Origin of the sequence: Rhodohalobacter sp. 614A (assembly GCF_021462415.1) — a bacterium.
In the GTDB taxonomy this organism is placed as follows: Bacteria; Bacteroidota; Rhodothermia; order Balneolales; family Balneolaceae; genus Rhodohalobacter.
The window spans coordinates 443,477-469,814 of record NZ_JAKEDS010000003.1 but is presented as its reverse complement, the minus strand read 5'-3'; the positions used below and the strand labels follow the sequence as shown (position 1 = coordinate 469,814).

21 protein-coding genes are annotated in these 26,338 nt (G+C 43.2%); 14 read left to right on the top strand and 7 right to left on the bottom strand.

Annotated elements, in window-relative coordinates; all coding sequences use genetic code 11:
- Window positions 1-14: 14 nt before the first annotated feature.
- Window positions 15-920 carry a heme o synthase gene (cyoE, locus tag L0B18_RS15880; protein WP_234572783.1) on the bottom strand — a complete coding sequence of 302 codons (906 nt, stop codon included), beginning with the start codon at window positions 918-920 and terminating at the stop codon, window positions 15-17.
- A 138-nt stretch (window positions 921-1,058) separates the two neighbouring features.
- Window positions 1,059-1,394 carry a MerR family transcriptional regulator gene (locus tag L0B18_RS15875; RefSeq protein WP_234572782.1) on the bottom strand — a complete coding sequence of 112 codons (336 nt, stop codon included), beginning with the start codon at window positions 1,392-1,394 and terminating at the stop codon, window positions 1,059-1,061.
- Between the two features lie 109 nt (window positions 1,395-1,503).
- Here L0B18_RS15875 and L0B18_RS15870 point away from each other — a divergent pair, with 109 nt between their 5' ends.
- From L0B18_RS15870 to L0B18_RS15820, 11 genes are all read left to right on the top strand, one after another.
- Entirely contained in the window at window positions 1,504-2,460 is a 957-nt protein-coding gene (locus L0B18_RS15870) for a glycosyltransferase family 2 protein (protein WP_370647590.1), read from the top strand.
- Window positions 2,457-3,281, top strand: coding sequence for a class I SAM-dependent methyltransferase (locus tag L0B18_RS15865; protein ID WP_234572780.1), 825 nt, complete (start codon window positions 2,457-2,459; stop codon window positions 3,279-3,281). Before L0B18_RS15870 ends, L0B18_RS15865 begins: the two co-directional genes overlap by 4 nt.
- A gap of 239 nt (window positions 3,282-3,520) precedes the next feature.
- Window positions 3,521-5,308, top strand: a complete 1,788-nt coding sequence (locus L0B18_RS15860; RefSeq protein WP_234572779.1) for an ABC transporter ATP-binding protein — start codon at window positions 3,521-3,523, stop codon at window positions 5,306-5,308.
- A 764-nt stretch (window positions 5,309-6,072) separates the two neighbouring features.
- Window positions 6,073-8,679, top strand: a complete 2,607-nt coding sequence (locus L0B18_RS15855; protein WP_234572778.1) for a hypothetical protein — start codon at window positions 6,073-6,075, stop codon at window positions 8,677-8,679.
- 30 nt (window positions 8,680-8,709) lie between these two features.
- Window positions 8,710-10,521 (top strand): hypothetical protein, encoded by a 1,812-nt coding sequence (locus tag L0B18_RS15850; protein WP_234572777.1) that lies wholly within the window; start codon window positions 8,710-8,712, stop codon window positions 10,519-10,521.
- A complete protein-coding gene (locus L0B18_RS15845) occupies window positions 10,518-11,354 on the top strand; it encodes a hypothetical protein (protein ID WP_234572776.1) in 837 nt (278 codons plus the stop codon). The genes L0B18_RS15850 and L0B18_RS15845 overlap by 4 nt, the downstream gene beginning before the upstream one ends.
- Window positions 11,355-11,382: 28 nt before the next feature.
- Window positions 11,383-13,596, top strand: a complete 2,214-nt coding sequence (locus tag L0B18_RS15840) for a VirK family protein (protein ID WP_234572775.1) — start codon at window positions 11,383-11,385, stop codon at window positions 13,594-13,596.
- A 6-nt stretch (window positions 13,597-13,602) separates the two neighbouring features.
- Window positions 13,603-15,888, top strand: coding sequence for a hypothetical protein (locus L0B18_RS15835; RefSeq protein ID WP_234572774.1), 2,286 nt, complete (start codon window positions 13,603-13,605; stop codon window positions 15,886-15,888).
- Window positions 15,889-15,911: 23 nt separating this feature from the next.
- Complete coding sequence (locus L0B18_RS15830) at window positions 15,912-18,140, top strand: hypothetical protein (protein WP_234572773.1); 2,229 nt, start codon at window positions 15,912-15,914, stop codon at window positions 18,138-18,140.
- Between the two features lie 11 nt (window positions 18,141-18,151).
- On the top strand, window positions 18,152-19,081 hold the full coding sequence (locus tag L0B18_RS15825; RefSeq protein WP_234572772.1) for a caspase family protein: 930 nt from the start codon (window positions 18,152-18,154) through the stop codon (window positions 19,079-19,081).
- Window positions 19,082-19,094: 13 nt separating this feature from the next.
- Window positions 19,095-20,027, top strand: coding sequence for a caspase family protein (locus L0B18_RS15820; protein ID WP_234572771.1), 933 nt, complete (start codon window positions 19,095-19,097; stop codon window positions 20,025-20,027).
- Between the two features lie 125 nt (window positions 20,028-20,152).
- Here the strand turns inward: L0B18_RS15820 and L0B18_RS15815 are convergent, their stop codons facing one another.
- From L0B18_RS15815 to L0B18_RS15805, 3 genes are all read right to left on the bottom strand, one after another.
- Window positions 20,153-20,824: an SDR family oxidoreductase gene (locus tag L0B18_RS15815; protein WP_234572770.1), complete on the bottom strand. Its 672-nt coding sequence runs from the start codon at window positions 20,822-20,824 to the stop codon at window positions 20,153-20,155.
- Window positions 20,825-20,893: 69 nt separating this feature from the next.
- Window positions 20,894-21,055, bottom strand: a complete 162-nt coding sequence (locus L0B18_RS15810) for a YqaE/Pmp3 family membrane protein (protein ID WP_234572769.1) — start codon at window positions 21,053-21,055, stop codon at window positions 20,894-20,896.
- Between the two features lie 81 nt (window positions 21,056-21,136).
- Window positions 21,137-21,742 (bottom strand): DUF6940 family protein, encoded by a 606-nt coding sequence (locus L0B18_RS15805; protein WP_234572768.1) that lies wholly within the window; start codon window positions 21,740-21,742, stop codon window positions 21,137-21,139.
- A 143-nt stretch (window positions 21,743-21,885) separates the two neighbouring features.
- On the opposite strand from L0B18_RS15805, the gene L0B18_RS15800 reads away from it, so the two are divergent.
- From L0B18_RS15800 to L0B18_RS15790, 3 genes are all read left to right on the top strand, one after another.
- Window positions 21,886-22,776, top strand: a complete 891-nt coding sequence (locus L0B18_RS15800) for a DUF72 domain-containing protein (protein ID WP_234572767.1) — start codon at window positions 21,886-21,888, stop codon at window positions 22,774-22,776.
- 136 nt (window positions 22,777-22,912) lie between these two features.
- Window positions 22,913-23,953 (top strand): hotdog domain-containing protein, encoded by a 1,041-nt coding sequence (locus L0B18_RS15795; RefSeq protein ID WP_234572766.1) that lies wholly within the window; start codon window positions 22,913-22,915, stop codon window positions 23,951-23,953.
- A 182-nt stretch (window positions 23,954-24,135) separates the two neighbouring features.
- The gene (locus L0B18_RS15790; RefSeq protein WP_234572765.1) at window positions 24,136-25,251 is read left to right on the top strand and encodes a DUF1080 domain-containing protein; all 1,116 of its coding nucleotides are present in this window, start codon (window positions 24,136-24,138) and stop codon (window positions 25,249-25,251) included.
- Window positions 25,252-25,356: 105 nt separating this feature from the next.
- Here L0B18_RS15790 and L0B18_RS15785 read toward each other — a convergent pair whose 3' ends face one another.
- Entirely contained in the window at window positions 25,357-25,896 is a 540-nt protein-coding gene (locus L0B18_RS15785; RefSeq protein WP_234572764.1) for an SRPBCC family protein, read from the bottom strand.
- A 12-nt stretch (window positions 25,897-25,908) separates the two neighbouring features.
- On the bottom strand, window positions 25,909-26,304 hold the full coding sequence (locus L0B18_RS15780; protein ID WP_234572763.1) for a VOC family protein: 396 nt from the start codon (window positions 26,302-26,304) through the stop codon (window positions 25,909-25,911).
- Window positions 26,305-26,338: the final 34 nt, after the last annotated feature.

Genomic DNA, 26,338 nt, shown 5'->3' with positions numbered 1-26,338 from the left:
GACTCAGATCAGAATTACAGAATCATCCAATCGGTAAAAATAAAAATCCAGATGAGAGGCAGGTACACAAATGAAGCAAGCATCAGGGATTTTGCAGCAGCCTTATCCCGCGAAATGATGAACCTAATTCCGTAGTAAAGATATCCAAGGGTAGTAAGCAGAGATCCGCCGAGATACAGCCAGCTAACCAATTCCATTACATAAAGTTTGTAGACGGTTGGTATGAGGATGAGCAGCGGGACAATAATCCAAAGTGACGCTTTTAGCCCATGTGGGTCATTCTTGGGAAGCATTTTAAACCCGGCATGTTCATAATCATCCTTGCAAACCCAGGCAATCGCCATAACGTGAGGAATCTGCCAGCAGTAAACGACTCCAAAGAGAATCCACATGCCATGTTCAAAAACCGTTCCGGTTGCAGCGGCCCATCCGCCAACTACAGGCAAAGCCCCGGGAATGGCTCCAACAAATACATTAAGTGCAGAAATCCGTTTGAGGGGAGTGTAAGCGTAGAGGTAAATAACTGTGGTTGCAAGTGAAACCATTCCGGCTACGATATTTACCATAAACAACAGGTAAACCAGTCCAAAAAGAATCAGCCCCATCGAGAAGAATAAACCTTGCCAAGGCTCCAGGCGATTGGCCGGAATTGGACGTTTGCTCGTTCGCTTCATAATTCCGTCCAGATCACGTTCCAGGAACATATTATGTGCAGCGGTTCCGGCGGCAATCAGGTACGTTCCAACAATGGCATGAATCATATTTACAAAATTCACACTTCCAGCCGATCCCATCAGGAAACCGATCATCATACTGGAAACAACCGTTAAGGTAATTCCGGGTTTGGTGAGTTCGTAATAGTCGCTCAGGTTGCCCAGAACTTCTTTGAGCGAAAAGTTTTTGGTTATGCTATTGTTCATTCAACTACGGGAAAAATTAATCGCGCTAAAAATAACGATTCTGAAGTTGAGATGTTACCCCAAAGTTTAAGATTTCGGATTCAAGATTTGGCTCTCAGTGTAAAGGAGAGAGGATGTTCAATTATTCAGAATTAATCGTTACAACTTCTCCATCAGCTTTTCAAGAAATACGCGGACTTCACTCAAATCTTTCCGGGTTTCAGCAGGCAGTTTGGAGCTTTCCAGGGATGTTTCGTCTTTCGATTTTTGCTCTTCGAGAATTTTTTGAGCTCCGGCTGTACTGTATTTTTTATTTTGAACCAGCTCTTTCAGCTTTAAAATTAACGTAATATCCTGTTCGCGGTAGGTTCGGTTTCCTGCTTTATTCTTTCGGGGAGAAAGATCTTTGAAGATGGTTTCCCAGTATCTGAGAACATGCGGTTCTACCGATGTGATTTCACTAACCTCTCCAATTGAATAATACAGTTTCTTCATGGCGTCGAAATCTATTATTTTCTGTTTCAGCGTTTACCTTCAGGTTGACCATCAACAAGCGTAACGGCATTTTTAATTTCTTGCAATGCTATTTGACGGTATTTAATGTATGAATAAAAACTTGAAAAATTCTACCTCTGTGGATGTCAGCGTGGTCGTTCCTCTTTATAACGAGGATCAATCCATATCAGAACTTGCCAGCCGGGTTGCTGATGCATTGGCAGACTATACTTATGAAATCATTTTTATAGATGATGGTTCCACAGATTCTTCCTGGAAAGTGATTACAAAGCTAAATCAACAATATTCTTGTGTAAAAGGGATAAAATTTCGAAGGAATTACGGGAAGAGCGATGCCCTTCAGACAGGGTTTGAAGAAGCGAAAGGTAATTTTGTTATTACGTTGGATGCCGATTTGCAGGACGATCCAAATGAAATCCCCGCTTTGATCGAAATGCTGAAAGAAGGATACGACCTTGTGAGCGGCTGGAAAAAAGTACGCCACGATCCTATAACCAAAACCGTTCCGTCCCGTTTTTTTAATGCGGTGACCCGTTTCACAACCGGTATCAAATTGCATGATTTTAACTGTGGATTGAAAGCATACCGCAAAGAAGTAACCGATAGTATTTATCTTTATGGAGAAATGCACCGGTATGTGCCCTTGCTTGCCAAATGGAAAGGATTCAACAATATTGGCGAGAAAGTTGTTAAACATCATCCGCGAAAATACGGGAGTACCAAGTTTGGTATATCCCGATTTCTCCATGGTTTTTTAGACTTGGTTACGCTTCTCTTTGTAAACCGATATATGCGGCAGCCGATGCATTTTTTTGGTTCCATGGGAGTCCTTTTTTTGATATTGGGTGTTGGCGTTAGCGGTTGGCTTAGCTATTTGAAGATTTTTTATAACGAACCGTTGAGCAACAGGCCGCTTCTTTTCCTGGGCGTTCTTTTGATTTTGCTGGGTGTACAATTTTTCTCGATCGGATTTCTTGGCGAAATATACAATCAGAGACAAGTGAAAAAGGAAAAGCCGGGGATTCAAGAGAAGAAAGGATTATGAGTAAAATTGCCTATGATCCGGTAAAAGATCGCTTTGCCGGAATTATTCGACATTCGAGATGGCTAAGAAGAATCTTCTATTTTGTGCTTGATCTGTTTTTCCTGCGAAGCTGGCACATCCGAAGAATTCTCAGGGAAATGGGTAAAAAGATGGATCAAAAAGGAGAATGGAAATTGCTGGACGCCGGCTGCGGGTTTGGTCAGTACGACCGGTTTATTCTTAGTCAGTTCAAGAATGTTAAAGTTCACTCCATCGATGTAAAGGAGGATTATCTGGAGGACAACCGGCATTATTTTCGGGATGATGTTACAAAGGACAGAATTCAATTTTATGAAGCCGATCTGCTTGAATTTTCTTCCGAAGAAAAGTTTGATTTCGTCATTTGTATTGATGTTCTGGAACACATCGAAGATGATGTGACTGTGATGCGAAATCTTCAAAGTGGCCTGAAGAATGGCGGTCATTTTTTAATGCATTCACCCTCTCATTATTCCGAAGAGGATGCAGATGAAGACGACTCTTTTGTGGGCGAACATGCACGAACGGGTTATTCAAAAGAAGAAATTACGGCCAAGTTGGAGTCGGCAGGTTTAAGCTCCGTAAAGCCGCATTATACATATGGTTTCTGGGGACATGCCGCATGGGTTCTGTCCGTTAAATGGCCCATGATCTGGTTTACAAATATCAAACTATTGGCTGTTTTGCCATTGTTGATTTACTATCCTGTCGTGATGCCGGTTTGCCTGCTTATGAATTTCGCCGATCTTTACACCAGAAATGAGAAGGGAACCGGTATTTACGCATTGGCAAGGAAGAGCTGACGTACCTATACCAATGCGAATAAAATGAAACGATCTCCTGATCATTCTCTCGGAATATTTCTTGAAGTTCAAGATTTTAAAATCTTTGGAGGAAAGGAGTGACTGCTATTCCATCCATAGAATAAAACAATTCGAAAGTCATCGGATGACTTGTTAAATTTAAGGCTTCATAAAATATCTGACGATGAGGCATGCGATGACATCTACAGGCTTCTCGTTTTACCTAATTGATTTACACAATGCAAAATACCTCCGATACGGGCAGGCACCCTCTTGTTCAGTTGCTTTCTTATCTCAGGCCCTATCGAAAGAAAGTTTCACTGGCAACACTTTTTTCTGTACTTAATAAGTTATTTGACCTCGCTCCGCCAATTCTCATCGGGGTAGCGGTTGATATTGTAGTGGAAGGACAGGAGAGCCTGCTTGGAAGGTATGGAATACCCGATCCGGCCGATCAATTGCTTTTTTTAGCAGGTGTTACAGTGGTGGTATGGGTTCTGGAATCAATTTTCGAATACACGTTCAAAATCTATTGGCGAGATCTGGCTCAGTTCACACAAGACAATCTCAGGACAGATGCCTACAGCCATCTCCAGGAGCAGGAACTGGCTTATTTTGAAGACCGCTCGTCTGGTGATTTGATTGCTATTTTAAATGACGATGTAAACCAGCTTGAACGATTTCTTGATCACGGGGCCAATGATCTGATCCAGGTTTTTATCACAGTTGTTGTGATTGGGTCTATTTTTATTTTTTCAGCACCGGAGATTGGTTGGATGGCCCTGTTGCCAATGCCGTTTATTATTTGGGGATCCGTTTGGTTTCAAAAGAAACTTGCACCAAAATATAGCAAAGTCAGGGATCAGGCCGGGGAGGTCAGTTCACAATTGGTGAATAACCTTGGTGGTATGACCACCATTAAAAGTTTTGGTGCGCAGGATCATGAAAACCAGAGAATTGCACACCTTTCTGATCAGTATAAAAAAGCCAACCAGGATGTAATTCGTCTCAGTTCTGCATTTGTACCTCTCATCCGAATGCTGATTATGGCCGGGTTCATCGCCATTTTAATCTTTGCCGGATTCCAAACCCTGGATGGAGAGATGGAAGTAGGTTTATACAGTGTATTGATTTTTGTCACCCAACGTCTTCTTTGGCCGCTTACACGTCTCGGCGAAACATTCGACTTGTACCAGCGAGCCATGGCCAGTACCAGGCGGGTTATGGGATTATTGAATACGGAAGAAAAATTGCCGGATGGCACGGTTTCCATCAAACCGGAAGAAGTGGAAGGTGAGTACAAATTTGAAGATGTAAGCTTCCGGTACAGAACCGGAGGGCCTGTCTTGAAAAAGCTAAACCTTACAATCGGAGCCGGAGAAACGGTGGGAATTGTTGGCGCTACCGGTGCAGGAAAGAGCAGTATGGTTAAATTATTAATGCGCTTTTATGATGTAACCGGAGGAAAGATATTATTGGATGACAGAGACCTGAGAGAATACAAAATTCAGGATCTTGTTAAGTCTGCCGGATTGGTTAGCCAGGATGTTTTTCTTTTTCATGGAAGTGTGATTGAAAATATTCGTTACGGCACTTTTGGCGCATCCAAAGAAGAGGTGATTCGGGCAGCAGATATGGCTGAAGCTCACGATTTTATTATGGATCTGGATGATGGATATGACACCATTGTTGGAGAAAGAGGACAGAAATTATCGGGTGGTCAACGGCAAAGGATCTCTATTGCGCGGGCTATTCTTAAAAATCCGCCAATCCTGATTTTAGACGAAGCCACTTCCGCTGTAGACAATGAAACAGAAGCAGCTATCCAACGATCACTGTACAAAATTTCGAAGGATCGAACGACCATTATTATCGCTCATCGGCTTTCTACAGTTCGGCATGCCGACCATATTTTTGTACTCGAAAACGGAGAGCTTGCCGAGTGGGGAACTCACGATGATTTGGTCGCAAAAGAAGGAATTTACCGTCAGCTTTGGAAAGTTCAATCCGGTGAAATTGCAGTGTAAAAACGTGCATTTCCAAGCACAGAATCTTTTTCCATTTATAAAAAAACTTTTTTCAATCGTTCCGGTTGATGCTATTCTATAGATTCTTTTGAAGAAGTTTGATGGATAGAATTTTAGTCTGGATCAATTTTTTCAAAATCAAACTGTTTCTTTAACTCTTTGTTTACGAATAGGTTACTGATTTTAATGGATGGAGAAATATCTCTTTAAGATTAAATATGAAGAGTTTTCTTCAAGGTATCAGGGAGCCTGTTAGAAGAGAAATACTCATCAAAAAGGAAATTAAAAAAAATTAACAAAGAAGTAGACAAAGCAACTCTGAATATATATATTCGACTCAAGGCGTCATCTTTTTCACACAACAACTTCAGAATAATAATCTTGATGGGAGTAGTGGTAAAATCCGCTAAATGTGAAGAAGTTGCCGGCGAATTTTGAGAGATTTTTGAATAAAAAATCAAGGATTGCAGCCAGCCTTCTTAAGAGATTAAGAGAATAAAGGCGATTAAAAAATAAAGAAAGTATTGATTTAGCTTGAGGTAGGTTAATACAGGTATAGCAGGCCCAAAACTCTTATTCCGGAGTTGGGCAATATTTAGCTTTCAGCACTTCGGTGAAGTTGGCATCCCATTCATTGACTTCTTAAAAATCGCCATATAAAGCTTGGAATTGGAATATCAAAAAACCACTAAGGGATTGGTGTCTCTATGTTAACAACCAGATTTGCGGGAAAGACTCTTAATACTTCAGCTACAAAAAAGTTTTTGAAGTTAAATACGAATCTTCTTCGCGCGAAGGTTTTAACCATGCAAGGGACTGCACAATCCGATCTTAAGGTTCCATATGCAGATGTTGCTAAAGTCAGTGATTCCATTCTTTTTAACGATCATACCAACCCGTCAAAAAAACTTTATATACCCCAGTATGATTTTGAAGTCCATCGAATTTCCGGTAATCAACAGCTTCGAATTGAACTAGAAGAAGCAACGGATGGCGAAGGCGGTTCTCTGAATGTTTTATTAAAAACGATTCCGCCTGAAGAACTCAAGAACCGTCTGAATGGTGCTCTTCCGATGGACCACAAAACCGCGATCAGTTTGCTGTTTACAGTGCCCGGAACAAGCATCGAAAAGAAATTACCTTTTACAGAAGTTTTAAATACGGAACATGGATTTGATGCAACACTGAGAGTCTCAACATTCAATGAATTCAGCCAGGTTTGTGCAGCAATATCCGACAGCGAATATGGGTGCAGGATGGAAATTGCAAGAACGGTTTCTGTAGCCACACCCATGTATTCCGGGGCCGGCAAAAATACGGCAGATCCCAAACCGGTTCTTCATTTTACAAAGAAAGAGAACACAAATATTCGGGGTACAAATTTTACAAGGATACACTTGTCGATCAGAAACTGGGATGCCTTTTCGGACGGCCTTTTTAGTGCTTCTCCGGAATTGCCACCTTGTGGCCGAAATACCAGGGCATCGCGTACCTGGGTGGATATTTTTGATGATGAGGGGCAGAAACTGTACGGATATTGCGGATTTGGAAAGAACGAGAACCTTCAAAACTTTTCATTTGCAAGACGGGCCGGTCAACCGCTTCCCGCAACTTGTTATGTAGTTTTGTGGGACAGGAAAACCAACAAAAAGTTTGTTTCCAATAAGGTTAACCTTCAGGGAAATCCGAATTCATCTCCACTGAAACCGGGTGAAAAAATTTATTCTGTGTCCACTCAAACGTTGAAACAGAATCAGCCTTTTCATTTCAAAGAATCACAACATCCATACATCTATCGCAATACGGGAGACCGGGATCTTGTTGCGGGCGGATATAAACCCTTTCGCATTCAATGGGACAATGATGAGAGCGAACATATCTATTTGCAGGAGGAAGTAAATCCAAAGAAATTTCTTTACCTGCCGGACAGCTTTCGGCTTGCCAAGGAAGAGTCTCCGCCTTTTTCTCCAAAATTTCATGTGAAAATGGCCGGACGAACGCTAGATGATTTGACGGCAGAAATCAGCTATCAACTGGAGGCTTTTACCGATTCAGAACGTTTAGAAACGGCTCTTGCTCAGTTAAAAAATCACGAAGATGTAGAGGAGAAAGAGATTACATTCAGCCCGTTGGTATTGTCTGGTGAACAGCTTGAGTATAAACTTTTTCTGCCGGAGGCGTCAGGTTTCAAATCGCGGGAGGAAAGCCTTGTAACTCTTGAGAATATCCAGGATACACTTCCTCCAATTTCTCTCGAAGCATTTGAATCGGTCTTTGATACGGTGATTAAGGATTCGTCTGTCTCCAATATTTTAACAGGACATGTTGAAGTCACCTTGCCGGGAATTTCCATTCCATCTATTCCCGTTTCCATTCGTCTTGGCCAGCCAGATGTAGAAATGCTGGCTGTTGATAATGCCAAGAATTCCAATTTTCAGCTTGAAGTTAAAAATGTTACATCGCGGACACTCTCGGCACAGGGGGTGGTTGTCACCATCCAGGACGGAGAAAACACATTTACCGGTTCAAAAGCCGGTATTCAACTTCCACTAAAACTTGCTTCAGGTGAATCCATAACATTCAGCGTGATTCCGGATGTGGAGATTGAGAAACCGGAAGAGGCCATTGTTGCCTTAACCTGGGAGGGCATGCAACAGCACAATGATGACGGAAGTGTGTCGAATACGGCAGGATCGTTTTCAATCGTCAATCAGCAAATGGGAGAAGGCGATACCATTGTTGTGACCAACCTTCTGGAAAGTACAATTAAACTGGATGGAGTGAATGGATTTGTTGAATCAGGAGAGAGAGAAGTGCCTCTGATTATCAAAAATTTGTCGATTCCGATTATAGTTCCGCCAGGTGAATCTTTCTCATTTGATGCGATTGCTTCTGAGGATGTCGGGCCATATGAGTTATCCGACCTCTCATTTAATTGGCGGGGATTGAAAACGGAACCGGATAAGGGACAACTGTTTGATGCAATTGTGGACACTACCGTTCAGGCAACTTATGAGTCAACGGTGAAGGTGAGCCTTTTTATTGCTCCAATCTCAAACGACTCGGAAATCCGGTTGCTGAAGATTGAATTCAAGAATGCTGAAAATGGCCCCTTGATAGAAGAATTGATTTTTACAGGTACTGATTTTCAGGACACAGAAACAGAAATAGTAGAGAAACAGGTCAACCTTCCACTTCCGATTAAAGACTTTATTCTCGGATCAGAAAGCAGCGGTCAATACTGGTTCCGGATTATTTTGATCAAGAAAACGGATGGTTCAGGAGATAGTGCCGGGTCTGCCCCGGTCATTGGAGCTTGGCAAAACAAGGCGGGAAGCCTCGAGATAACAAGTTCTTTACTGCCTATTTAAAAAAACGATAGAGAAAAAGTCAGGATACGAATGCGTAATCGTCTATTAGATTTTTCTAATCTTTTAGCGGAACCCGAATATTTTGCCTGCCCGGTGATGGGTAAGGAGGATGAGATATGTGTAGTGCCGGAACATCTTGATATTCATTCGTCTGTTGAATTGAATAACAATCCGGCGTTTCGATTTGAAGCCATCCGCGGAATTACTCCTTTCAGCAAACCAAAGCCGTATGGATTGTTCGAAATTCAGCTATCACCGGCGGACCTCGGACAAGAGATGATGGATTCAATTCGCAGTAGATGGCCGGAAGCTGCCGTCTTTACTCCTGATTTTAGTTCCGGATTTCTTGGATTAAGCCTGATTGCCAATGACGGCGAAAACATATCTGATGAGCTTGAAGAACCGGTTCAGCTTACAAATTTACCATTATCGAGGCTGAGATTTGTTCGCCGTGTGAGTATGGATTACCTGAAGTTGGTGAAAGAAGCGTTGCATAAAGAACTCATACTTTTGAAAGCGTACGGCCTGTTTTCAGTAAAAGGATACTCTCCGGGAATTCCGGTGCAAATCTCCTTCAATCCGGAAGAACTTACAAAAGCGTTGCTCGCTGATGTAGATTCGGCTGAGGATGGGATTCCGTATTCGTCAATTCAGGAGTTTTTTGAGAAACCATTTGATGAGCTTCCTTTTGAGGTTGAGTTCCAAGACGAATCAGACCAAAATCTTATACCCATCGTTTTGACGGATTGGTACACCAATCGTTTCTGTATCATCAAACCGCCTCTTGTCAATGACGATGAGGTGATGCTCGCATTAAATGACGATGCCAAAACGGGAGGGAGTTTTACGTGGAATTTGTCTGAGCCGCTTGTTGCGGAACGATTTGTTCATTTTACTTTTGATGCTTTAGAGGCCGCCCGCCGATTACTCAAAGAAAAGAGTGTTGATGAACTGTTTACCACCACTGTTGTTGAACCCGTCCCCACCGGATTTCTACGTATCGAAGTTTTTCATCCATTCTTCCAGATACCTGTAGGAATCCGGCAGGTGGGGATCAAATTGTCTGCTCCTCCGAATCCACCGTTACGGTCCCAGGCCATTCATAAAACAGTTGTCTTCGACAGCGGACAAGGGAAAAAATCGGCGATGCTACAATTTTCATCAAGTGAAGAACCATGGTATCAGGTAACTCCATTTGCAATTTATGGAGATCAGGAAGGCACAAAAGAAATATTGGGAGAACAAAGGGACGTACGCACTGGTGAGCTTGTTATCGAACAACAGGAATTCCCATTCAGGTTTATTTCATTTACCTGTTCAGCGAATATACTTTCCCAGGCTTCACTTACACTTGTGGTATGTAAAGGTTCGCCGGAGCAAGCTCTTTTTGAACCGGTTGTTTTGAACAGGAATCGTCCGTCAACCATGATCGCATTGCCGGAGGGCGATGTGTCTGAATTCATGTGTAAAATTGCAGCAAAAGATCATTTAACAGAAGAAGTCGTTACAACCTCCATCCCTGTACTGTCAGATTATAAGATTGATTTATCCTCCTTCAGGGAATATGGCTCTCATCAGGTTACCATTCATTTTGAGACGCCGGAAGGCAGAACTGTAGGAGTAGATTTCTTACCGGCACATCTTGAACCGTCTCCCTCCAACATCACCACAATCGCGTTTAACCATACCAAACCAGAGGCAAATTGGAGTTGGTTTTCGCCTTCTGTTTTTAAAGCCGGTTTTCGGTACAGATTTCATGGAGAGGCTGATGCTGTCTGGTCGGAAATACAATCCCCATTTATAAACGAACTCAACATAGAATATCAACAGGAGCCAATATGAGAGAGCAACTGAACTTTGAGGATCTGATTTATTATCCCAATTCCACAAACCCGAAAAGTTACTATTACATCCCTGCAACGGCGATGCCTCAAACGGATTCAAATGGCGATCCGGTGATTTCCCTGATTGGGGCGGGGCCGCAATGGTTTTTTCAGGCAAGCGCCAAGTGGAGTGCGCCCTCTGAGAAAGTTGAAAAGCTGTCAAAATTTTTAATCGAAAAAGAGCTCATTTCATCCTCAATGGATTTGAAACCGGCTCCTATGCAGATCGAAAAGGTGGAATTGGTTCTTAAAACGCCGACTGAAGAACGGATTCTTGCCACCTCCGGATCGTCAGGACTCTATCCCTACACTGCAGCTTTTAACACAATGTTGTCCGAAGAGCTTCAGAAAGATGCGGTTGCGGCATTCAACGGAAGGAATGAGACTCTCTTGGTAAGATATCATGCACTTTTAGGCAAAGATATTCCGGTTGAAATGAAATTGACTGGGACGATACACCACGTTCGGGATCTGCTCTCAGGTGAGAGTTCCCAAACCGAAATTGGTGAATGGATAGAGCGTCAGATCGACGAGGGAGTATTTGAGATTACAATGAATTTTGATGAGAACGTCGATGAAGAGATGATTCGCGAAGTGCATCAAAAATTGATAGAGAAAACATCGGAAGAAATTGAGAGATATCTAAAACAAGAGAATATCTCTGCAGACAGTTCAAACTTTGAAGTTGAGATGAAAGAGACTTTTCAAATCACGGAAAAGTTTGTCGCTTCAACCGATATCAGCACCTGGTTTAAAAATAATTCAAGTGAATACATAAAAATTATCAACTAACAATCACAACACACTAACCCCTAACGCCATGTTATACATCAATAATCAAAGAGAAATAGAAAACGTAGTTATTTACGGAGATGATAAGAAGTTTTATCGCTTTTATCCGATACCAGAACAGCCCAGGTTTCGGGTGGATGATGAAGGAAAACCCATTTTTAAATTTTTAAAGTATCGATTACCCATTGATCGTCCCGATGGAAAAAAAGGCGGGGGTTATGTGGTATTCGATGTGGAATTTACCGTGCCCGATGATAAGATGGCGCGGATCAAAGAACAACTTCAGGAAGAGGTAAACCGAATTGCCCAGAGAAGAAATATTTCTCCGGCGCCTGAAGTTGAGATGGCTTCTGTCCGTTATACAAAAGGAACGTCCCGGCTGATGATCAGCGATGAAGACAGCGTATTAGTCGAACGTATTTTGGATGCCGGGAAGCCATCACTTTATGGAAAGAATATTGCAACATACAGCATTGAGCTGAGTCCGGAAGGCGCTACATTTTTTGAACAGGCACTCCAAGGTAAAGGGGGATTTGTGAGTGTGATGTATGAACTCTATCACGATGCCAAACTCCCGCCTCTGAAAGTTTGGGCAACATTCCGTGCCAGTGCATTTTACAGTTTCATCCAGGAAATTGATGTTGAAGAGAGAGCCTGTGCGGAAGATGATTACAAGGAAACTCTTTCCGAAATGATGCGAAGATCCGAGTCAAGAAATCTTGTTATTGATCCGGGCAGTGCCCAGATTGAACCCAAAGTGGTTGATCAGATTCGGACATGGGCCCAGGGCGCTCTTGACGATGCCGCCGAACGTTTAATGATCGAAGCACTGCCCGTTGAAAACCCCGAGGATGCGCGCAAATGGTACCAGGAACATGACATTGAAGATGTTCGCAAAGAAGTTGTCCGATCCAGTATTTCCACTTTTACTCTGAGATATACTGAACATGCCTACGTGGAAGTGAATATCAATCCGCAGGGTGTGATTCCGAATATTACCACGTTGAAAGACAAAGAGGGAAATCAGATCAAATGGGAAGATTATGCCCAGGAAGTGGATCTGGATGATCCGTTCTTCAAACAGATTAATGCCACAGTTAAAGTGAATGCGCCATTCGAGGAACTTCCGATTCACAGTGTGGAAGTAAAACTGTTTTACAAAGGTGAGCCGATGGATGTGATCGGAAGCGAAGTAAACGGAGAATACCAATTTAGCAGTGCGGATGATGTAGCCCGGTTTGCCACGTTTATTGAAGATGATGATTTCAACTACCACTACAGCTACCAGGTGAATTACAAAGGAGCAAGCAAGATCTTTCAATCCGAAGAGATTGAAACGAATGAATCTGTGTTAACTGTGAATGTGGACGACGTTGGAATTCTGTATGTCTCCATCACACCCGGTGATATTGATTTTGAGCAGGTGAAACAGGCTCAAATCACGATGGAATATGAAGACGGTTCCAATGGTGTGGACAAGATCACGGATCAATTCATTATGAGTGCTGAAGCGACTGAGCACAAGTTTGAGCATATCATCTTCAGCAAGCGCTCCAAGCCGTATCGTTACAAAGTGAATTACAAAATGGAAGACGGCAAGGAGTACGAAACGGACTGGATGGAAGGCAATGCAAACCGGTTGTTTATTAACGATCCGTTTACGCAAAGCAAAACCGTTGGATTCCGTGCCTCCGGCGATCTTGAAACCGAGATTGCAAACATCTTTATCGATGCAAAATATGAAGATACGGCCAACGATTACGTGGTTACCAAATCCATCGCACTTTCAAAAGACAATCCATTCTTCGATTGGTTTATCCCGATGATCGACAAGGCGGTGAATTCCATCACCTATAAAGGAATCATTGTCCGAAAAGATGGAACGGAAGAAGAGATCAAGGAAAAAATCACAGATGCAACCACGGTAATTGTCGGCGAGAATGTTGAGAATCTTCTGGATATCACCATTATGGCTGACCTGCTTGATTTCACAAATACCATAAAACTGGCACATGTAGAACTCGAATATGTCGATCAGGATAATGACGTGCACGAGAGAGAAGATTTCACGTTCAAAGCGGGTGCCCTTGAGCCCGGTAAATGGATGCTGAAACTGAAAGACAAAACCAAAACGGAATATAGCTGGAAAGCTACCTATTTCATGGCGGATGGCACCCGTGTGAATACCGATCCCGTTTCAACGGATGACCTGACTCTTTTCCTCGAAGCACCTTCAAACTAAATCGCCATGTTATACTTAGAACCACCTTTTAATATTTTCGATGGCATTTCGGTGTTTGGCGATCATGAAGATCCGCTTCAATACTATTACATGCCGCTGTATCCTCATCTGACTGTAAAGACGGATGAGGAGACCGGGTTGGAGATCCCGCAGATTCAGCTGATTAAATATCGGGGAGAAGCCGGCAGCGGAGGTTTTCTCAATTTCGATGTAAATCTTGGAATTGATGATGACAAACTTGCTGAAATCCGGGCACAAATCCGGTCTGCAAATGACCTGGATGATGAACCGCGACTCGCACCGGTCCCCCTGCTGGATGGGTACGTAAAACTGATGATGCTTGGAAAAGAAACCCAGGCCGGGGATGAGGAATCCGATTCGGATGATTCCGTTATCCCGACTTCGGGCCCAGAGTTTGTCGTAAAGATGTCTCACTACGCAAAACCGGCTTTGTATGGTACGAACCAGGCATCCTTTTCAGTGAAGCTGGATGAAGCCGGCGTTGTAGTCGTTGAGCAGGCCATTCAGGGGGAAATGTCGCCCATCGGTGTGGTCTATTCTTTAGATTATCTTGCGTTGAGAAACGGCTACAAGGTAAAAGTGAAAGCTGACTGGGAGCGTGTTCAGCATCATCTTGAGGAATCGTTCAATATCAATACACCGATCTTCAGTTCGTCTGTGGATGAAATTGTGGATGAACTGATCGAAACCCAGGTCATTGATATGCAGGTGGATAAACTGTTTGTTTCTGATGACAGCACAGCCGCTATGGAGGCCCGGATGGATCAAGCCGTGAATCAAGTAAAGGATATGGTTCTGGATAACTTCTTTGAGCCATCTCTTCAGCCAATTCCGCCATCGGGAAGTGATACCATCAGCGATGCCGGTCGTGTGGCGACTATGATTCTCAGTGGTGGCGCTTCAGAACAGAGGCTGTTCAGCTACAAAAAAGTGGATATCACACGTATCGACAAGAAAAAGCTGGATGTGAGCATGTCGGAGAGGACGGCTGTGGTTCGTAGCATCTATCCGCAGGGACATCTTGAAGGCCTGTTCAGCGTACTTCGCAGTGATGATGTTGACCTTTCACGATTTGTGATTCCGGTAGAGCTGGATCATCCATGGTTCCAGAAACGATTGGTCAACGTGATTGCCCGAACCGACTTTGATACCGACAATGTAGAGTCGGTAAATGTGACATTGGATTACGGCGGGGAGAGCAAAAACACAGTACTCGACAAGACCAAAACTGAAGATCAGATTCAATGGCTGAGTAAACTCGAAAATGGCGAGATGATTCGTCCTGTTTCGGTAAAGTACGATGTCCATTTCAAGGAAGCGGACAGTATGGAGAGGCCAACGAAACTGACCTCAGAAGCGGAAATCGTGGAAGTGGAGAATGTGGAAATTCGCCCGAGAGATCTTTATGGATCGGTTCCGGTAGCGATTGTGGCGTTGGATTTTCCGTGGGAGATGTATCCGAATGTGGAAGTCTCTCTCAAATATGAAGATGCTGAAAACGGCATTCATTCAGACGATCATTTTCTGTTGAATGCAGAAAATACTGAAGCGATCTGGAAGATGTTCACCCTTGATCCGGGAAAAACCACTTTCAGTTATAAGCTGATTTATCGTGCGGCTGATCACCGGGATATTGAAATGCCGTGGGCGGATACGAATGAGGAGAAAATTACCATTCGTGACCCATACCCAAGGAAGCGAAAACTGACGCTGGTACCGGCGGTGAACTGGGAAGAGGTGAAAAATATCTTTGTGGATGTATCCTATGAAGATCCTGAAAACGATGTTCGGGAAGAGCATTCGGCAATGTTCAGCCAGACAAGCAGTGAACCGAAAGAAATTGTTCTGAAACAGTTCAAAGATCCGGAAAAAAGAATCATGCAATACAAAGTGACCATGATTTTTGCGGATGGCCGGATCCTGGAAATTCCAACTTGTCAGACGCTTGCCGATCGAATATTCCTGACTCCGCAAATGCGCGGACACAAAGTTGTGACGATTGATCCGTCCGGAATTCCTTTTGATGCAAAGAAAATCAGGGAGGCAAAACTTCTTCTGAAATATGAGGAAACCGAAGCAGGACTCTCCTTCAGCGATGCGTACAGTTTTGCATCACCCGAAGATCGCATCCGGTATTTCGAGTACGATTTTGCAGATGATCAAAACGGCGGATTTGAGCATCAACTGACGATGCATCATGAAAACGGCCTGAAAAGGACAACCGACTGGATACGATCCAACGAAAGCGAGCTAAAACTTTCGGTCAATTAGTTCATCACCTAAATAAAAAAATCATGTTAGAAATAGGAAGCAAAACAATCACAGTAGATGGCGTGACCGTCTTTTCGGATCACGCGGATCCGAGCCAGTTTTGGTATCTGCCGGGCCCAGTTCAACTGGGCAGAAGGGCGAGAGATAATCGCGCATCATTCACTTTTATCAAATATGGGAATGTCTCCGGAGACAGTATTGAGGGACGGGGTTTTCTCATGTTTGAGGTAGATCTCAAGCTCGATCCCGATGTAGAAAGAAAAATCATGTCTCGAATTTCATCAATGGCAAAAGGTCAGCCCAAACTGGCGGCCGTTCCGTTTGATGAAGGAACCGTAGAATGTATCGCTCTTGATTTACAAGGTGGAGGAGGCACAACGGCCCAGGTTTCTGCAGAAGGGACATTTCAAGCCGTGGAAAAAATTCTCGGTGCTACGGTTCCATCCCTTCACGGAAATAACAATGCGGCATTTAGTCTTTCGCTCAGCCAGGAGGGTGCCACCATTCTGGAGAGTGTTTTCAAAGAGAAAGGAACTCCCATCGGCGCTGTTTACAACCTGAAATATTCCGGGCTTCGTCCGGCGCTGGAAGTGGAAATCAAGGCAAATCTCAAACGCGTGTACGATCATTTTAGCGCTGGCCTTGAGGGACAGGTTTATTTTGTCCGCGCAGGAATTGATGCCGGTTTCGAGAAGCTCGTGGAAGATAAAGTGATCGAAATCAACGTAATCAATTATTCCACAGAAGATGACCGAATGGACAAAGAAAACTGGGCTTTGAATTTCTTTAAAGAGAATCTTTTGGGTGAGTGGTTCAGGCCAACATTAACACCGGGGCAAATGGCAGGGGGAATGGCTCAGGCAGAAGGTTTAGATGCTGTTCAACGGCGCGCACAGGCCATGCGTCCGCCGGCGCCAACTCCGCCGCCACGTCCTGAACGCCCATCAGCTTCAGGAGGAGGTTCTCCTTCGACAGAAGAAACACGACCTGAACGACCTCGTCCGGATGAAAATACGGGTGCTCCCGAATCGAGAGCTGCCATTCAAAATCCGCCCGTAACTGAAGGCGATGCCGGAAACGCCGCCGAAACAGCAACAGCCATGCCGCCACAAACTCAACAGACAACAACACCTGAAAGTACCGGCGTTCGCCCTCAAACCATGCCGAATCCCGCGAATGTACAGGTGGATACGGCTCTTGTCTCTTTCAAACTGAAACTCATCAAACAAATTGAAGAGAAAACACTCACTTTCAAATTTACCAGATCTGAAGCTGTCCAGCGGACCTATGCGCCACAAGGTTTCTTTGGCTTGCTGGCTGAAGATTTGGCTAAAGAAGGTCACTTTTTTGAAGTGGATGGTGATGATCCGTTCTTCAGGGAATTCAGGGTTTCTGTAGAAACTCCATTCGAGAAAGAAGCGATAGGGTTGTCTTCGGCACATGTGGAGTTAAGATATGGCGAGGATGGTGATCCTGATAAAAAGCACAAAGATTTTGTGATCGACAAAGATAGTCCTGAGAAGACGGACTGGCTCGTGAAGACCATTCCGGGCATCAACAAATACAGCTATTCGGTGCAATACCATTTCGATCCCGATTCGGATTGGAAAGGTGATCAGATGAGCTACGAATTTGATGAGAAAATGACCGAGGACCGGACGCTGCTTTTACATCCGTTCGATTCGTTGGTATTCCTGGATGTGGTGGTGTCGGCTTCCAATATAGACTGGACCCAGGTTTCTGATGTGGAGATCCATCTGGATTATGAATCAAAAGACGGCTGGTCACAATCGGATACGCTCTTTTTCTCCGAAGGTGCGGTTGAAGATCAGCACTGGAAAATTCGGTCCTCAGATATTGAAAATAAATCATTCTCCTACTCCATCAAATACCAGATGAAAGATGGAAATGTTCGAGAGACCGAACCGGTCACAACCAAAACCACTCGTATTTCTGTCCCGAATCCGTTAAAAACGATCAATATCGAGTTCATTCCTCTGTTCCAGCCGGAACTGGTGAAAATGGTTTTTATCGATATCGAGTATGAAGACGCCGACAATGATTATGAAGTGAAAGAGAGATTGAAGCTGAATGGATCAGTTACCGATTCAGTCTCATTCGGTTTAAACATTGTTGATGACACCAAAGGCGAATACAGCTACCGGTTAACCACGGTCGGTATGGATAACAGTTTAAACAGGCAAGAACCTGTAGAAACGAAAGAAACTCTCATCGGAATTGCACTAAACTAAAAAATAAGATTATGGCAAAATATGCACTCGTAGTTGGAGTAAATGATTATTCCATCCAAAGTCAACATCAACCCGCTGGTTTGGTTTGGCCGAATTTAAGCTTTTGTGCGGCAGATGCGGATAGTATGTACCACCTGTTAACCCAGGCATTTGGTTTCCCGGCAGATCACGTGATTCTTCTGAAAAACAGTAATGCAACACGCCGGAATATTTTAAGTGCACTCACGTACTTATTTTCTCAAACAGAAGCTGGAGATACGGTTTGTTTTACTTTTTCCGGGCATGGCGGATTACTACCCGCAACCACGGCCGAAGATAATACCCGGTTTTACCAAGCCATTATTCCTTATCAGGGAGACTGGATTTACGATTTCCGGCTCCATCAAACAGCCCAAAATGCCGGGTTTGATCCCAATGAAGTAAATTTTACCTGCTTCATTGATTCCTGTCATTCAGGCGGAATGCATCCCACAGATTCTATTGACAATGCGATCCCACGAACCGTTCCCTTTAGTGATGGCGTGATAGATATTATCCATCATCTTCAGGAAATGTGGCCATTCGGAATTTGTTTGCCGGAAGGTACCAATGAACTTTTTCCGAATGTTAGTAACCCTCAGATCGAGAATAGGGTTCTGGTAGATTTGGATGAAGATCCCAATAAAGTTTTTGTGGATTCGGCACAGGCAACCCTCATCGCCGCTTGCAAGTATTATGAAGTTGCCCTGGAGGATTCCGTAAAAGGCCACGGATACCTGACAAAGGCATTTATTGACCTTGTAAACAGTGGTAATTTTCGTATTAGCTATAACGAACTGATTAATGAACTGGTGACACGCGTCGTTAATTTTTCGGGCGGTGCACAAAATCCAACCCTTCGCGGTCAACAGGCGCGAATGGATCACATCTTCCTCGAAGAATGGACAACCTCAATTGCTTAAAAAGAAAAAAATCATGGCAACAAAACGAGCTTTAACTGTCGGAGTAAACAACTATTCCATTTTGGATCCCACCGGGAGAACAAATCTAAACGCCTGTGTGAATGATGCGCGAAGCATTTACTATTTGCTGGAAGATGCTTTCGGGTTTACACAGATTTATCATCTGGAAGATCTCAATGCCAGCAGAAATAATATTCTGTCAACCCTCCGCCATTTGGTGAGAATTTCCGAAACCGGGGATACCATCTGTTTTTACTTTTCCGGCCATGGATCACGTGTGCGGACCGACCTTTCTCAGGCCGATTGCGACAGCTATTATGAAGCGCTGGTACCGGCATCCGGTGCGTGGATTACAGACAGGGATTTGTTAAGAATTACCGAAGATCTTTATCCCGATGCAATAAACTTCACAATCATTACCGATGCATGCCACTCCGGCGGACTTCACACGGCCGATTCCGCTTTGAAATGCCGCACGCCCATTTTTGCAGCGGATCTTTTAGAAGCGATCGTCAGTTTTTTGAATACACTAATTCCCTGTGGAGTTTGTGTGGAGGCGGTCAGCCAGTATGCTGATAATGTTGCAAATGTACACGAGGAACACGGCACGATTGATCTCGATCCCGATCCCAATAAAACGCTGGTAGCGGCCACAAAATCGACACTGCTTTCGGCCTGTCATTTCAATGAATTATCATGGGAAAGCAGCGCGATTTCGCACGGATTATTCACACAGGCCATTCTTGATTCTGTGAATCAGGGCAACACACAAATTACTTACCATGATTTTATGCAGGATTTGAGTGACAGCGTGGCTGATAAAATCAATACGATCATTCATCCAACCCGGCCGGGCGTAACTCAAACGCCGCAATTGTTTGGCCAGAGAAACCGAATGGGAGAGAATTTCCTTGAGGGATGGATTCATACTCCTGTTGAGGTGTAAAACTTTGGCGTTTATACGGTAGACATGGTATTTTCTTGAAATGCCTCTGAGTAAAGTATCACAGTTGAATAAATTACCAGTTCGACGTGTTTAAAAGTTTCTAAAAATACCATGTCTTTTCCTGATTAAGGCTGAAGCGGCCGAACTTGAACGTCCGTGTAGTGGAAATTCTTGGGACATTTCAGCATGTGCACAATTGCCGCCGCCAGGTCATCCGGTTGCAATTTATTTTTGTTGGATGAAGAGAAACCTGTATCCACCGATCCGGGGGAAAGGGCACTTACTTTCACTCCAAAATCACGCAATTCTTTGTGAAGGGATTCAGTAATTCCATTGACGGCGTATTTGGTTCCGCAATAAGCACTCATTTGTGGAATCCCGTTCGTTCCGGCTCCCGATCCAATATTGATAATGTGGCCTTCATTGTTCTCTTTCATCCCGGGTATGACACGTTTGGTCACATAAAAAAGCCCGTGAACATTCAGGTCAAAAAGGTATTTCCACTGTTCTGACGGCATATCCTCCATTCTATCCCGGTGACCAACCCCGGCATTATTTACAAGAATCGGGATATCGGCTCCTAATTTTTTAATCGTTTCATCAAAGGAATTTTGAACGGAATCTTCTTTTGTGAGATCCGTTTTAAAATGATGAAAGTTTTTGTGTTGATAGTCTTCCGGTGGAGTCCGGCTCCAACACGCTACAATTACGCCCTCATCAATTAATGCTTTTGCCGTTGATAATCCGATTCCTTTACTGGCGCCGGTTACAATAGCTGTTTTATTCCTGATATCCATAAATCGTTACTTTGTAAGTTTTATTTGATTGTAAGATGACAAAATGATGTTTCTCTTTAGCTCAAAACGTCAATCATGTTTTGCGATAATCCAAACCGCATGAATCACACCCGGAAGAAAGCCTAAAATTGTAAGCAGAATATTCAGCCAAAAAGCCGGTTTAATGCCAACGGTTAAAAAGACTCCCAAAGGAGGGAGGATGATCGCGCAAATAATTCTGATGATGCTCATAATAGGTTATTTATTTTTTATCGTTAGTAGTATTGTCATCAGCCATCAGTTTCTGAAAGCTGACTGCTGAAATCTGATAGCTTAAAGTTTCTTGTACTCATCCGTTTGATAATACTTCGGAACCGTATCAATCCGAATGTGAAGCCAAAACACTCCAAGCCCTGAAGTACTTAGCCATTTTGGTTTACTGCCGATTGACTTGAGAGTTTCAATTCCGGTTATTTTCCACAATTCATCAATCTGATTTTTCCCGGCATTTCTTACAAAACTGCCAATATGTGTATAGGCAGAATTTTCTTTTTGGGGACAGGGAACGATCAATTCGGCGTCATTGCCAAGGTTTGAAAATGTTACCACGGATTTATTCGGATCGAAATATTGATTGAATGTCTGTGCATCCGTAGCCTTTCCGGCCAAATAATCGGTATTGATGATATTGCATTCATAATTCTCGTCCAATGTTTGATCCGTCATGGGTTTGTTTTCCCAGAAAAAAGCGTCAAACCCGGAATCAGCCAAAAATTGATTGTAAAAGATTCTGAACTCATTGGAATCGCTCAACAATTGCAGAAACTTTCTGTTTGTGATTGGAGAACTATCTTTCTCAATACCAAATTTCAGGTTCCTGTCCGATGATTCAATTTCAAATGTTTTCCACATTATTCCAACATCCATTCGTTTATTCATTGTTTTTCTAAAGCACTTTATTGATTGAAATCATTCGGCTTTATTTTCTTTTCAGTCTATCGAATGCTATTCATTTGAGTAGAATTATCAATACATTGGATAGTCGAAATCAAGTAATTTCAAACCAAAAAAAGTATTTAAAAATGAAGTTTGGCAGCGTTGATAATCCTGAAAAACACGATCTGACTCTTCCCGAAGATCACCCCGATACAAAAAAGGTTTTATCCCAATCCCAAAATGGAAAGCCGGATATTTATGTGGGATGTGCAAAATGGAATAAAAGTGAACTGAAAGGATTTTACCCGCGCGGAACAAAAGACGAACTGACATATTATTCAACTCAATTCAATTCCATCGAGTTGAACGCTACGCATTATCGAAATTTTCCGGAAGATACCATCAACGATTGGTATGAAAAAACGCCGGATGATTTTAGGTTTTTTCCGAAAGTGTACCGGCTCATCAGTCACCTGAAATGGCTGAATGAAATTGAAGAACCGGTTCAGGAGTACCTGGACAGTGTGGTTCATTTCAGAGATAAACTCGGGACCATTTTTCTTCAGGTTCGCGATAATTTCGCCCCCAAATTTTTTGATCGAGTGGAAAGTTTTGTAGAACTCTGGCCAAAAGATATTCCGCTGGCAATGGAGTTTCGTCACCCGGACTGGTACAACGATAAGAAAGTAGCCGATGATCTTTACCAGCTTTTAACAGAGAATAATATTACCAGCGTACTTGTGGATACGGCTGCCTATCGGGAACTGCTTCATATGAGATTGACAAATGATGAAGCCTTTATCCGGTATGTGGGCGCGAACGATGCCTCCGATTATGATCGTCTCGATGAATGGGTGGATCGTTTAAAAGAGTGGCAGGATCAGGGCATTCAGAAGATTGATTTCTTTGTTCATCAAAATGAAGAGAAAGCTTCCCCGAGACTTGCCGCACATTTTATCAAAGGGCTGAATGAAAAACTCGGAAGTGACTTGAAAATTCCCGAGCTGCCGGATGGAAATCAGCAGAAACTTTTCTAAGAATATTCAAATTCTTAAATGCCTGACTCATTCTTACTCACAGTTTCGGGGAGAAGTGCTTTCTAAAGCCTCCTGATACTTTGCCCAGGCATTTCGTATCTTACAAACTGGTTATTTTTCAAAAATTCATACAGATATGAGACCGATTGATACGTCAAAAACCAGAGTTCTAAAGTTTGGAAGTGATGAAAAGCTCCGCCGTCGCTTTCTGATTACGGATGAAGATATCCCCGCAAATATGAGATGGGGTCGCTTGCTCGAAGTGCTCGACAAACTCGCTGAAGATGTGGCCCTGGAATACGTACGCAGAACCAATGAAAATGCAAAAGTAGTAACCGCTGCTATTGATGATATCATGCTGCGAACCCCAGTGGATATTGAAAAGGATTTAAATTTAGACGCCAGAATAAATTATGTGGGCCGCACTTCCATGGAAGTGGGAATCCGGGTTGGACAGGGAGGAGGATCGCTGGCTTCGTGCTATTTCACGATGGTGGCCAGAATCGATGAAAATGGCGAAACAAAAAGCCTTCCGGTTGAACCGCTTGAGTATGTGAATGACTTGGAAAAAAGCCGGTATCAATCGGCTATTGAGCGGCGGAAGAATTATCGGGATCAGATGGACGCCCTGCAAAAACCTCCGAGCAAAGACGAATATGAATTGCTTCGGGAATTGCATCAGGCACAGGAACAATCCGATTTTGATGGTCTATTGGCAGGCAATTTGATTCGGGGAAATTGGGAGCGAATGTTCCCGGAACAGGAAAATGTACCGGAGAAAATTTTTGGTGGATATGTGATCCGCCGGGCTTTTGAACTCGCATTGATGCATGCCGAAGAAATCACTCCAAATCGTCCTGTTTTTGTGCGTGTAAATCGCATCAATTTTCATCAACCTGTACGAATTGGGGATAAGCTGGATTTTACCAGCCGGATAACCTATACGGGAAATACATCCATGACTATCGAAATCAGTATTGAGCGAATCAGCAGCGACAGGGTCGTACGGGCTCTTTCAAATAAATGTATTTTTACCTTCGTAAATGTGGATGAAAAGATGAATCCCAGCCCGGTGCCCAAAGTGTATCCCACCACGTATGCCGAGGATGAACGCTATCTGAAAGCACATCGCCGCAGGCAAGAATACAAGCAGTGGAAAGCTGAAAGCAAAGAGTGAAAAATTTAAAGACCGGGTGTGATTTTCAGATTCTATCCCGCCAGTCTGAAGCATTTTTCCGTCTCATTTTTCTAAATGAACGGTATTTGAACGCTTAATAAACGGCAAACAATTTTTTATCCGTACTGAAGTACACCAACTTTCTGTAGACATTAAAACCCAACCGTATTGAGAAAGTTGCCATGAAAAAAGTATATCTATTTTTCCTGTTCATTGTACTGATTCAAACGCCATCCTTTGCCCAGCAGACTGTTAATATAGACTTGAACGCTGATGTATGGGATTTTGCTTCCGGAGCCGCAGAATTTATCGAATACGATTCAAGGCCCGTATTAAAAGTCACAGGCGGTGAACTTGTTACAGTAAAGGATTTCGATTTTGAAGATGGGACGATTGAGTTTGATATTCAGTTTTCGGATGCCGGTTTTGCTTCCTTCTATTTCAGGTTTGAGGATAGTTCAGAAAATGAATGCTTCTATTTTCGAACGCCAGGGGCCGGGAATCCGGATGCGGGAAATGCCATTCAATATGCACCCACCGTTAAAAGTGTGAATCTTTGGGATCTGATGTACCATTATCAATCCAATGCAAATTATGAGATTGATCAGTGGAATCACGTGAAATTGATTGTTTCAGGAAAACAAATGCTCGCGTATGTAAACGATATGGAACATCCGGCTTTGCAAGTTCCATACCTGGAAGGGGATTCCAGTCACGGGACATTGGCGTTTCAGGGAACGATGATGGTATCCAATTTGAAGGTTCGGCATGATCAGGTTGAGGGATTGTCCTCACGCCCCGGAATGGATGTGGAAGAAAACGATTCGCGATACATTCGAAAATGGCATGTGACCAGGCCGATTGCCATGGAAGAAAATGTAGATTTTAAAAATGAATATGCCCCTGGCGACATGACTTCATGGGAGGTGATTACGGCTGAGCGGAAAGGGCTTGTAAATCTAACCAGAAAATATGGAATAAAAACGGATGCCAGAAGAATGGTTTGGCTGAAAACGACTATCGATTCCGAAGAAACCCAGCAGAAGACACTTCGCCTCGGTTTCAGCGATGAAGTGTGGGTAACTATCAACGGAGCACCTCTTTATCTGGATAAAAACCTGTTTGCAACTCCAATTTCAAAAAATCCAAATGGACGATTATCATTAGATAACAGCACGATTACCATTCCACTGAATAAAGGAAAAAATGAGCTAATGATAGGCGTGTCTAACTTTTTCTACGGCTGGGGAATTGTAGCCCGTTTTGATGACTTCAACGGCATTCACCTCGAAAGATGATGTTAATCTTGTTCCGCAGCTCTGCTGCAGAATACCCATCCATAAAACTTGTTCCGCAGCTTTGCTGCGGAACACACGCCTCGAAGCTCTGCTTCACATTCTACATCAAATCCTCTTCGAATATTCTGCTTCCATTTTCATATGAACTTCCCAAAAACCCTTTGGTTCTTTGGCGGCTAAACGATCAACAAGAATTCCAAGATGTGTATGCCAACCGGCGGCAACGCCAATGAGTATATTTCTGTCTCCGCCCAATTTTTGATGGGTTAAAATCAGCAATACTTTGTCATTCTCTTTCGGGATAAGTTCAAACGTAACCAGGGATTCGTCTCCGGTTTCCTCACCCCAGGTGTAGCTTAAAAGAGTTGGAGGATTCCACTTCAGTACACGCCCCTCAAAATAGGTGCCATCTTCCATTGTTTTGTACTTGTCTGGAATCGGATTGTCTTTTTCGCATAAGTCTTTATGATGAAATTTTTGCAAAACTTTTCCGCCTACTTTCGGTTCTACATCACCCGCTGAAAGCCATTTGGCTTTTAATTCAGATTTCGTCAAATAATCCCAGACTCGTTCAATAGGTCCGGATACAAGCCGTTCAAAACGAAGGGTTTCCGGTTGTGGAAATGTGCCAAAGGGTCTGTCCATATGTTTAGCTGTTTAGTTTAGATTTAATTGCCAGGATACACCAAATCTGTCATTCACCCAGCCGTATTTAGTGCTGAATCCATAATTGTCCAGCGGCATTAATACCTCGCCATCTTTGCTAAGCTCTTTGAACAAACGGTCCAGTTCGTCTTCTGTATCACACTCCACAAAAAGAGAAACAGCGGGAGTAAAACTAAATGCGTGATTAATGGGGCTGTCGATGGTTTTGTACTTCCGCCCGGCAAGAGTGAATTCAGCTTGTGCAATCGTGCCTTCGGGTCCGGCTTCATTGGCTCCGTAGCGGTGAATATTCAGAATTTCAGAATCGTCGAACAGTGATATATAGAAGGTAATGGCTTCTTCTGCATTTCCTTCAAACATCAAAAAAGTGGTAATTTTATCACTCATCACGTGTAATTATTTGGAGTTGTTTAATCGTATT

Excerpts from the sequence above, each read along its gene's own strand:
- cyoE (WP_234572783.1), bottom strand. The coding sequence starts at position 920 with ATGAACAATAGCATAACCAAAAACTTTTCGCTCAAAGAAGTTCTGGGC.
- L0B18_RS15875 (WP_234572782.1), bottom strand. The coding sequence starts at position 1,394 with ATGAAGAAACTGTATTATTCAATTGGAGAGGTTAGTGAAATCACATCG.
- L0B18_RS15870 (WP_370647590.1), top strand. The coding sequence starts at position 1,504 with ATGAATAAAAACTTGAAAAATTCTACCTCTGTGGATGTCAGCGTGGTC.
- L0B18_RS15865 (WP_234572780.1), top strand. The coding sequence starts at position 2,457 with ATGAGTAAAATTGCCTATGATCCGGTAAAAGATCGCTTTGCCGGAATT.
- L0B18_RS15860 (WP_234572779.1), top strand. The coding sequence starts at position 3,521 with ATGCAAAATACCTCCGATACGGGCAGGCACCCTCTTGTTCAGTTGCTT.
- L0B18_RS15850 (WP_234572777.1), top strand. The coding sequence starts at position 8,710 with ATGCGTAATCGTCTATTAGATTTTTCTAATCTTTTAGCGGAACCCGAA.
- L0B18_RS15845 (WP_234572776.1), top strand. The coding sequence starts at position 10,518 with ATGAGAGAGCAACTGAACTTTGAGGATCTGATTTATTATCCCAATTCC.
- L0B18_RS15840 (WP_234572775.1), top strand. The coding sequence starts at position 11,383 with ATGTTATACATCAATAATCAAAGAGAAATAGAAAACGTAGTTATTTAC.
- L0B18_RS15835 (WP_234572774.1), top strand. The coding sequence starts at position 13,603 with ATGTTATACTTAGAACCACCTTTTAATATTTTCGATGGCATTTCGGTG.
- L0B18_RS15830 (WP_234572773.1), top strand. The coding sequence starts at position 15,912 with ATGTTAGAAATAGGAAGCAAAACAATCACAGTAGATGGCGTGACCGTC.
- L0B18_RS15825 (WP_234572772.1), top strand. The coding sequence starts at position 18,152 with ATGGCAAAATATGCACTCGTAGTTGGAGTAAATGATTATTCCATCCAA.
- L0B18_RS15820 (WP_234572771.1), top strand. The coding sequence starts at position 19,095 with ATGGCAACAAAACGAGCTTTAACTGTCGGAGTAAACAACTATTCCATT.
- L0B18_RS15815 (WP_234572770.1), bottom strand. The coding sequence starts at position 20,824 with ATGGATATCAGGAATAAAACAGCTATTGTAACCGGCGCCAGTAAAGGA.
- L0B18_RS15810 (WP_234572769.1), bottom strand. The coding sequence starts at position 21,055 with ATGAGCATCATCAGAATTATTTGCGCGATCATCCTCCCTCCTTTGGGA.
- L0B18_RS15805 (WP_234572768.1), bottom strand. The coding sequence starts at position 21,742 with ATGAATAAACGAATGGATGTTGGAATAATGTGGAAAACATTTGAAATT.
- L0B18_RS15800 (WP_234572767.1), top strand. The coding sequence starts at position 21,886 with ATGAAGTTTGGCAGCGTTGATAATCCTGAAAAACACGATCTGACTCTT.
- L0B18_RS15795 (WP_234572766.1), top strand. The coding sequence starts at position 22,913 with ATGAGACCGATTGATACGTCAAAAACCAGAGTTCTAAAGTTTGGAAGT.
- L0B18_RS15790 (WP_234572765.1), top strand. The coding sequence starts at position 24,136 with ATGAAAAAAGTATATCTATTTTTCCTGTTCATTGTACTGATTCAAACG.
- L0B18_RS15785 (WP_234572764.1), bottom strand. The coding sequence starts at position 25,896 with ATGGACAGACCCTTTGGCACATTTCCACAACCGGAAACCCTTCGTTTT.
- L0B18_RS15780 (WP_234572763.1), bottom strand. The coding sequence starts at position 26,304 with ATGAGTGATAAAATTACCACTTTTTTGATGTTTGAAGGAAATGCAGAA.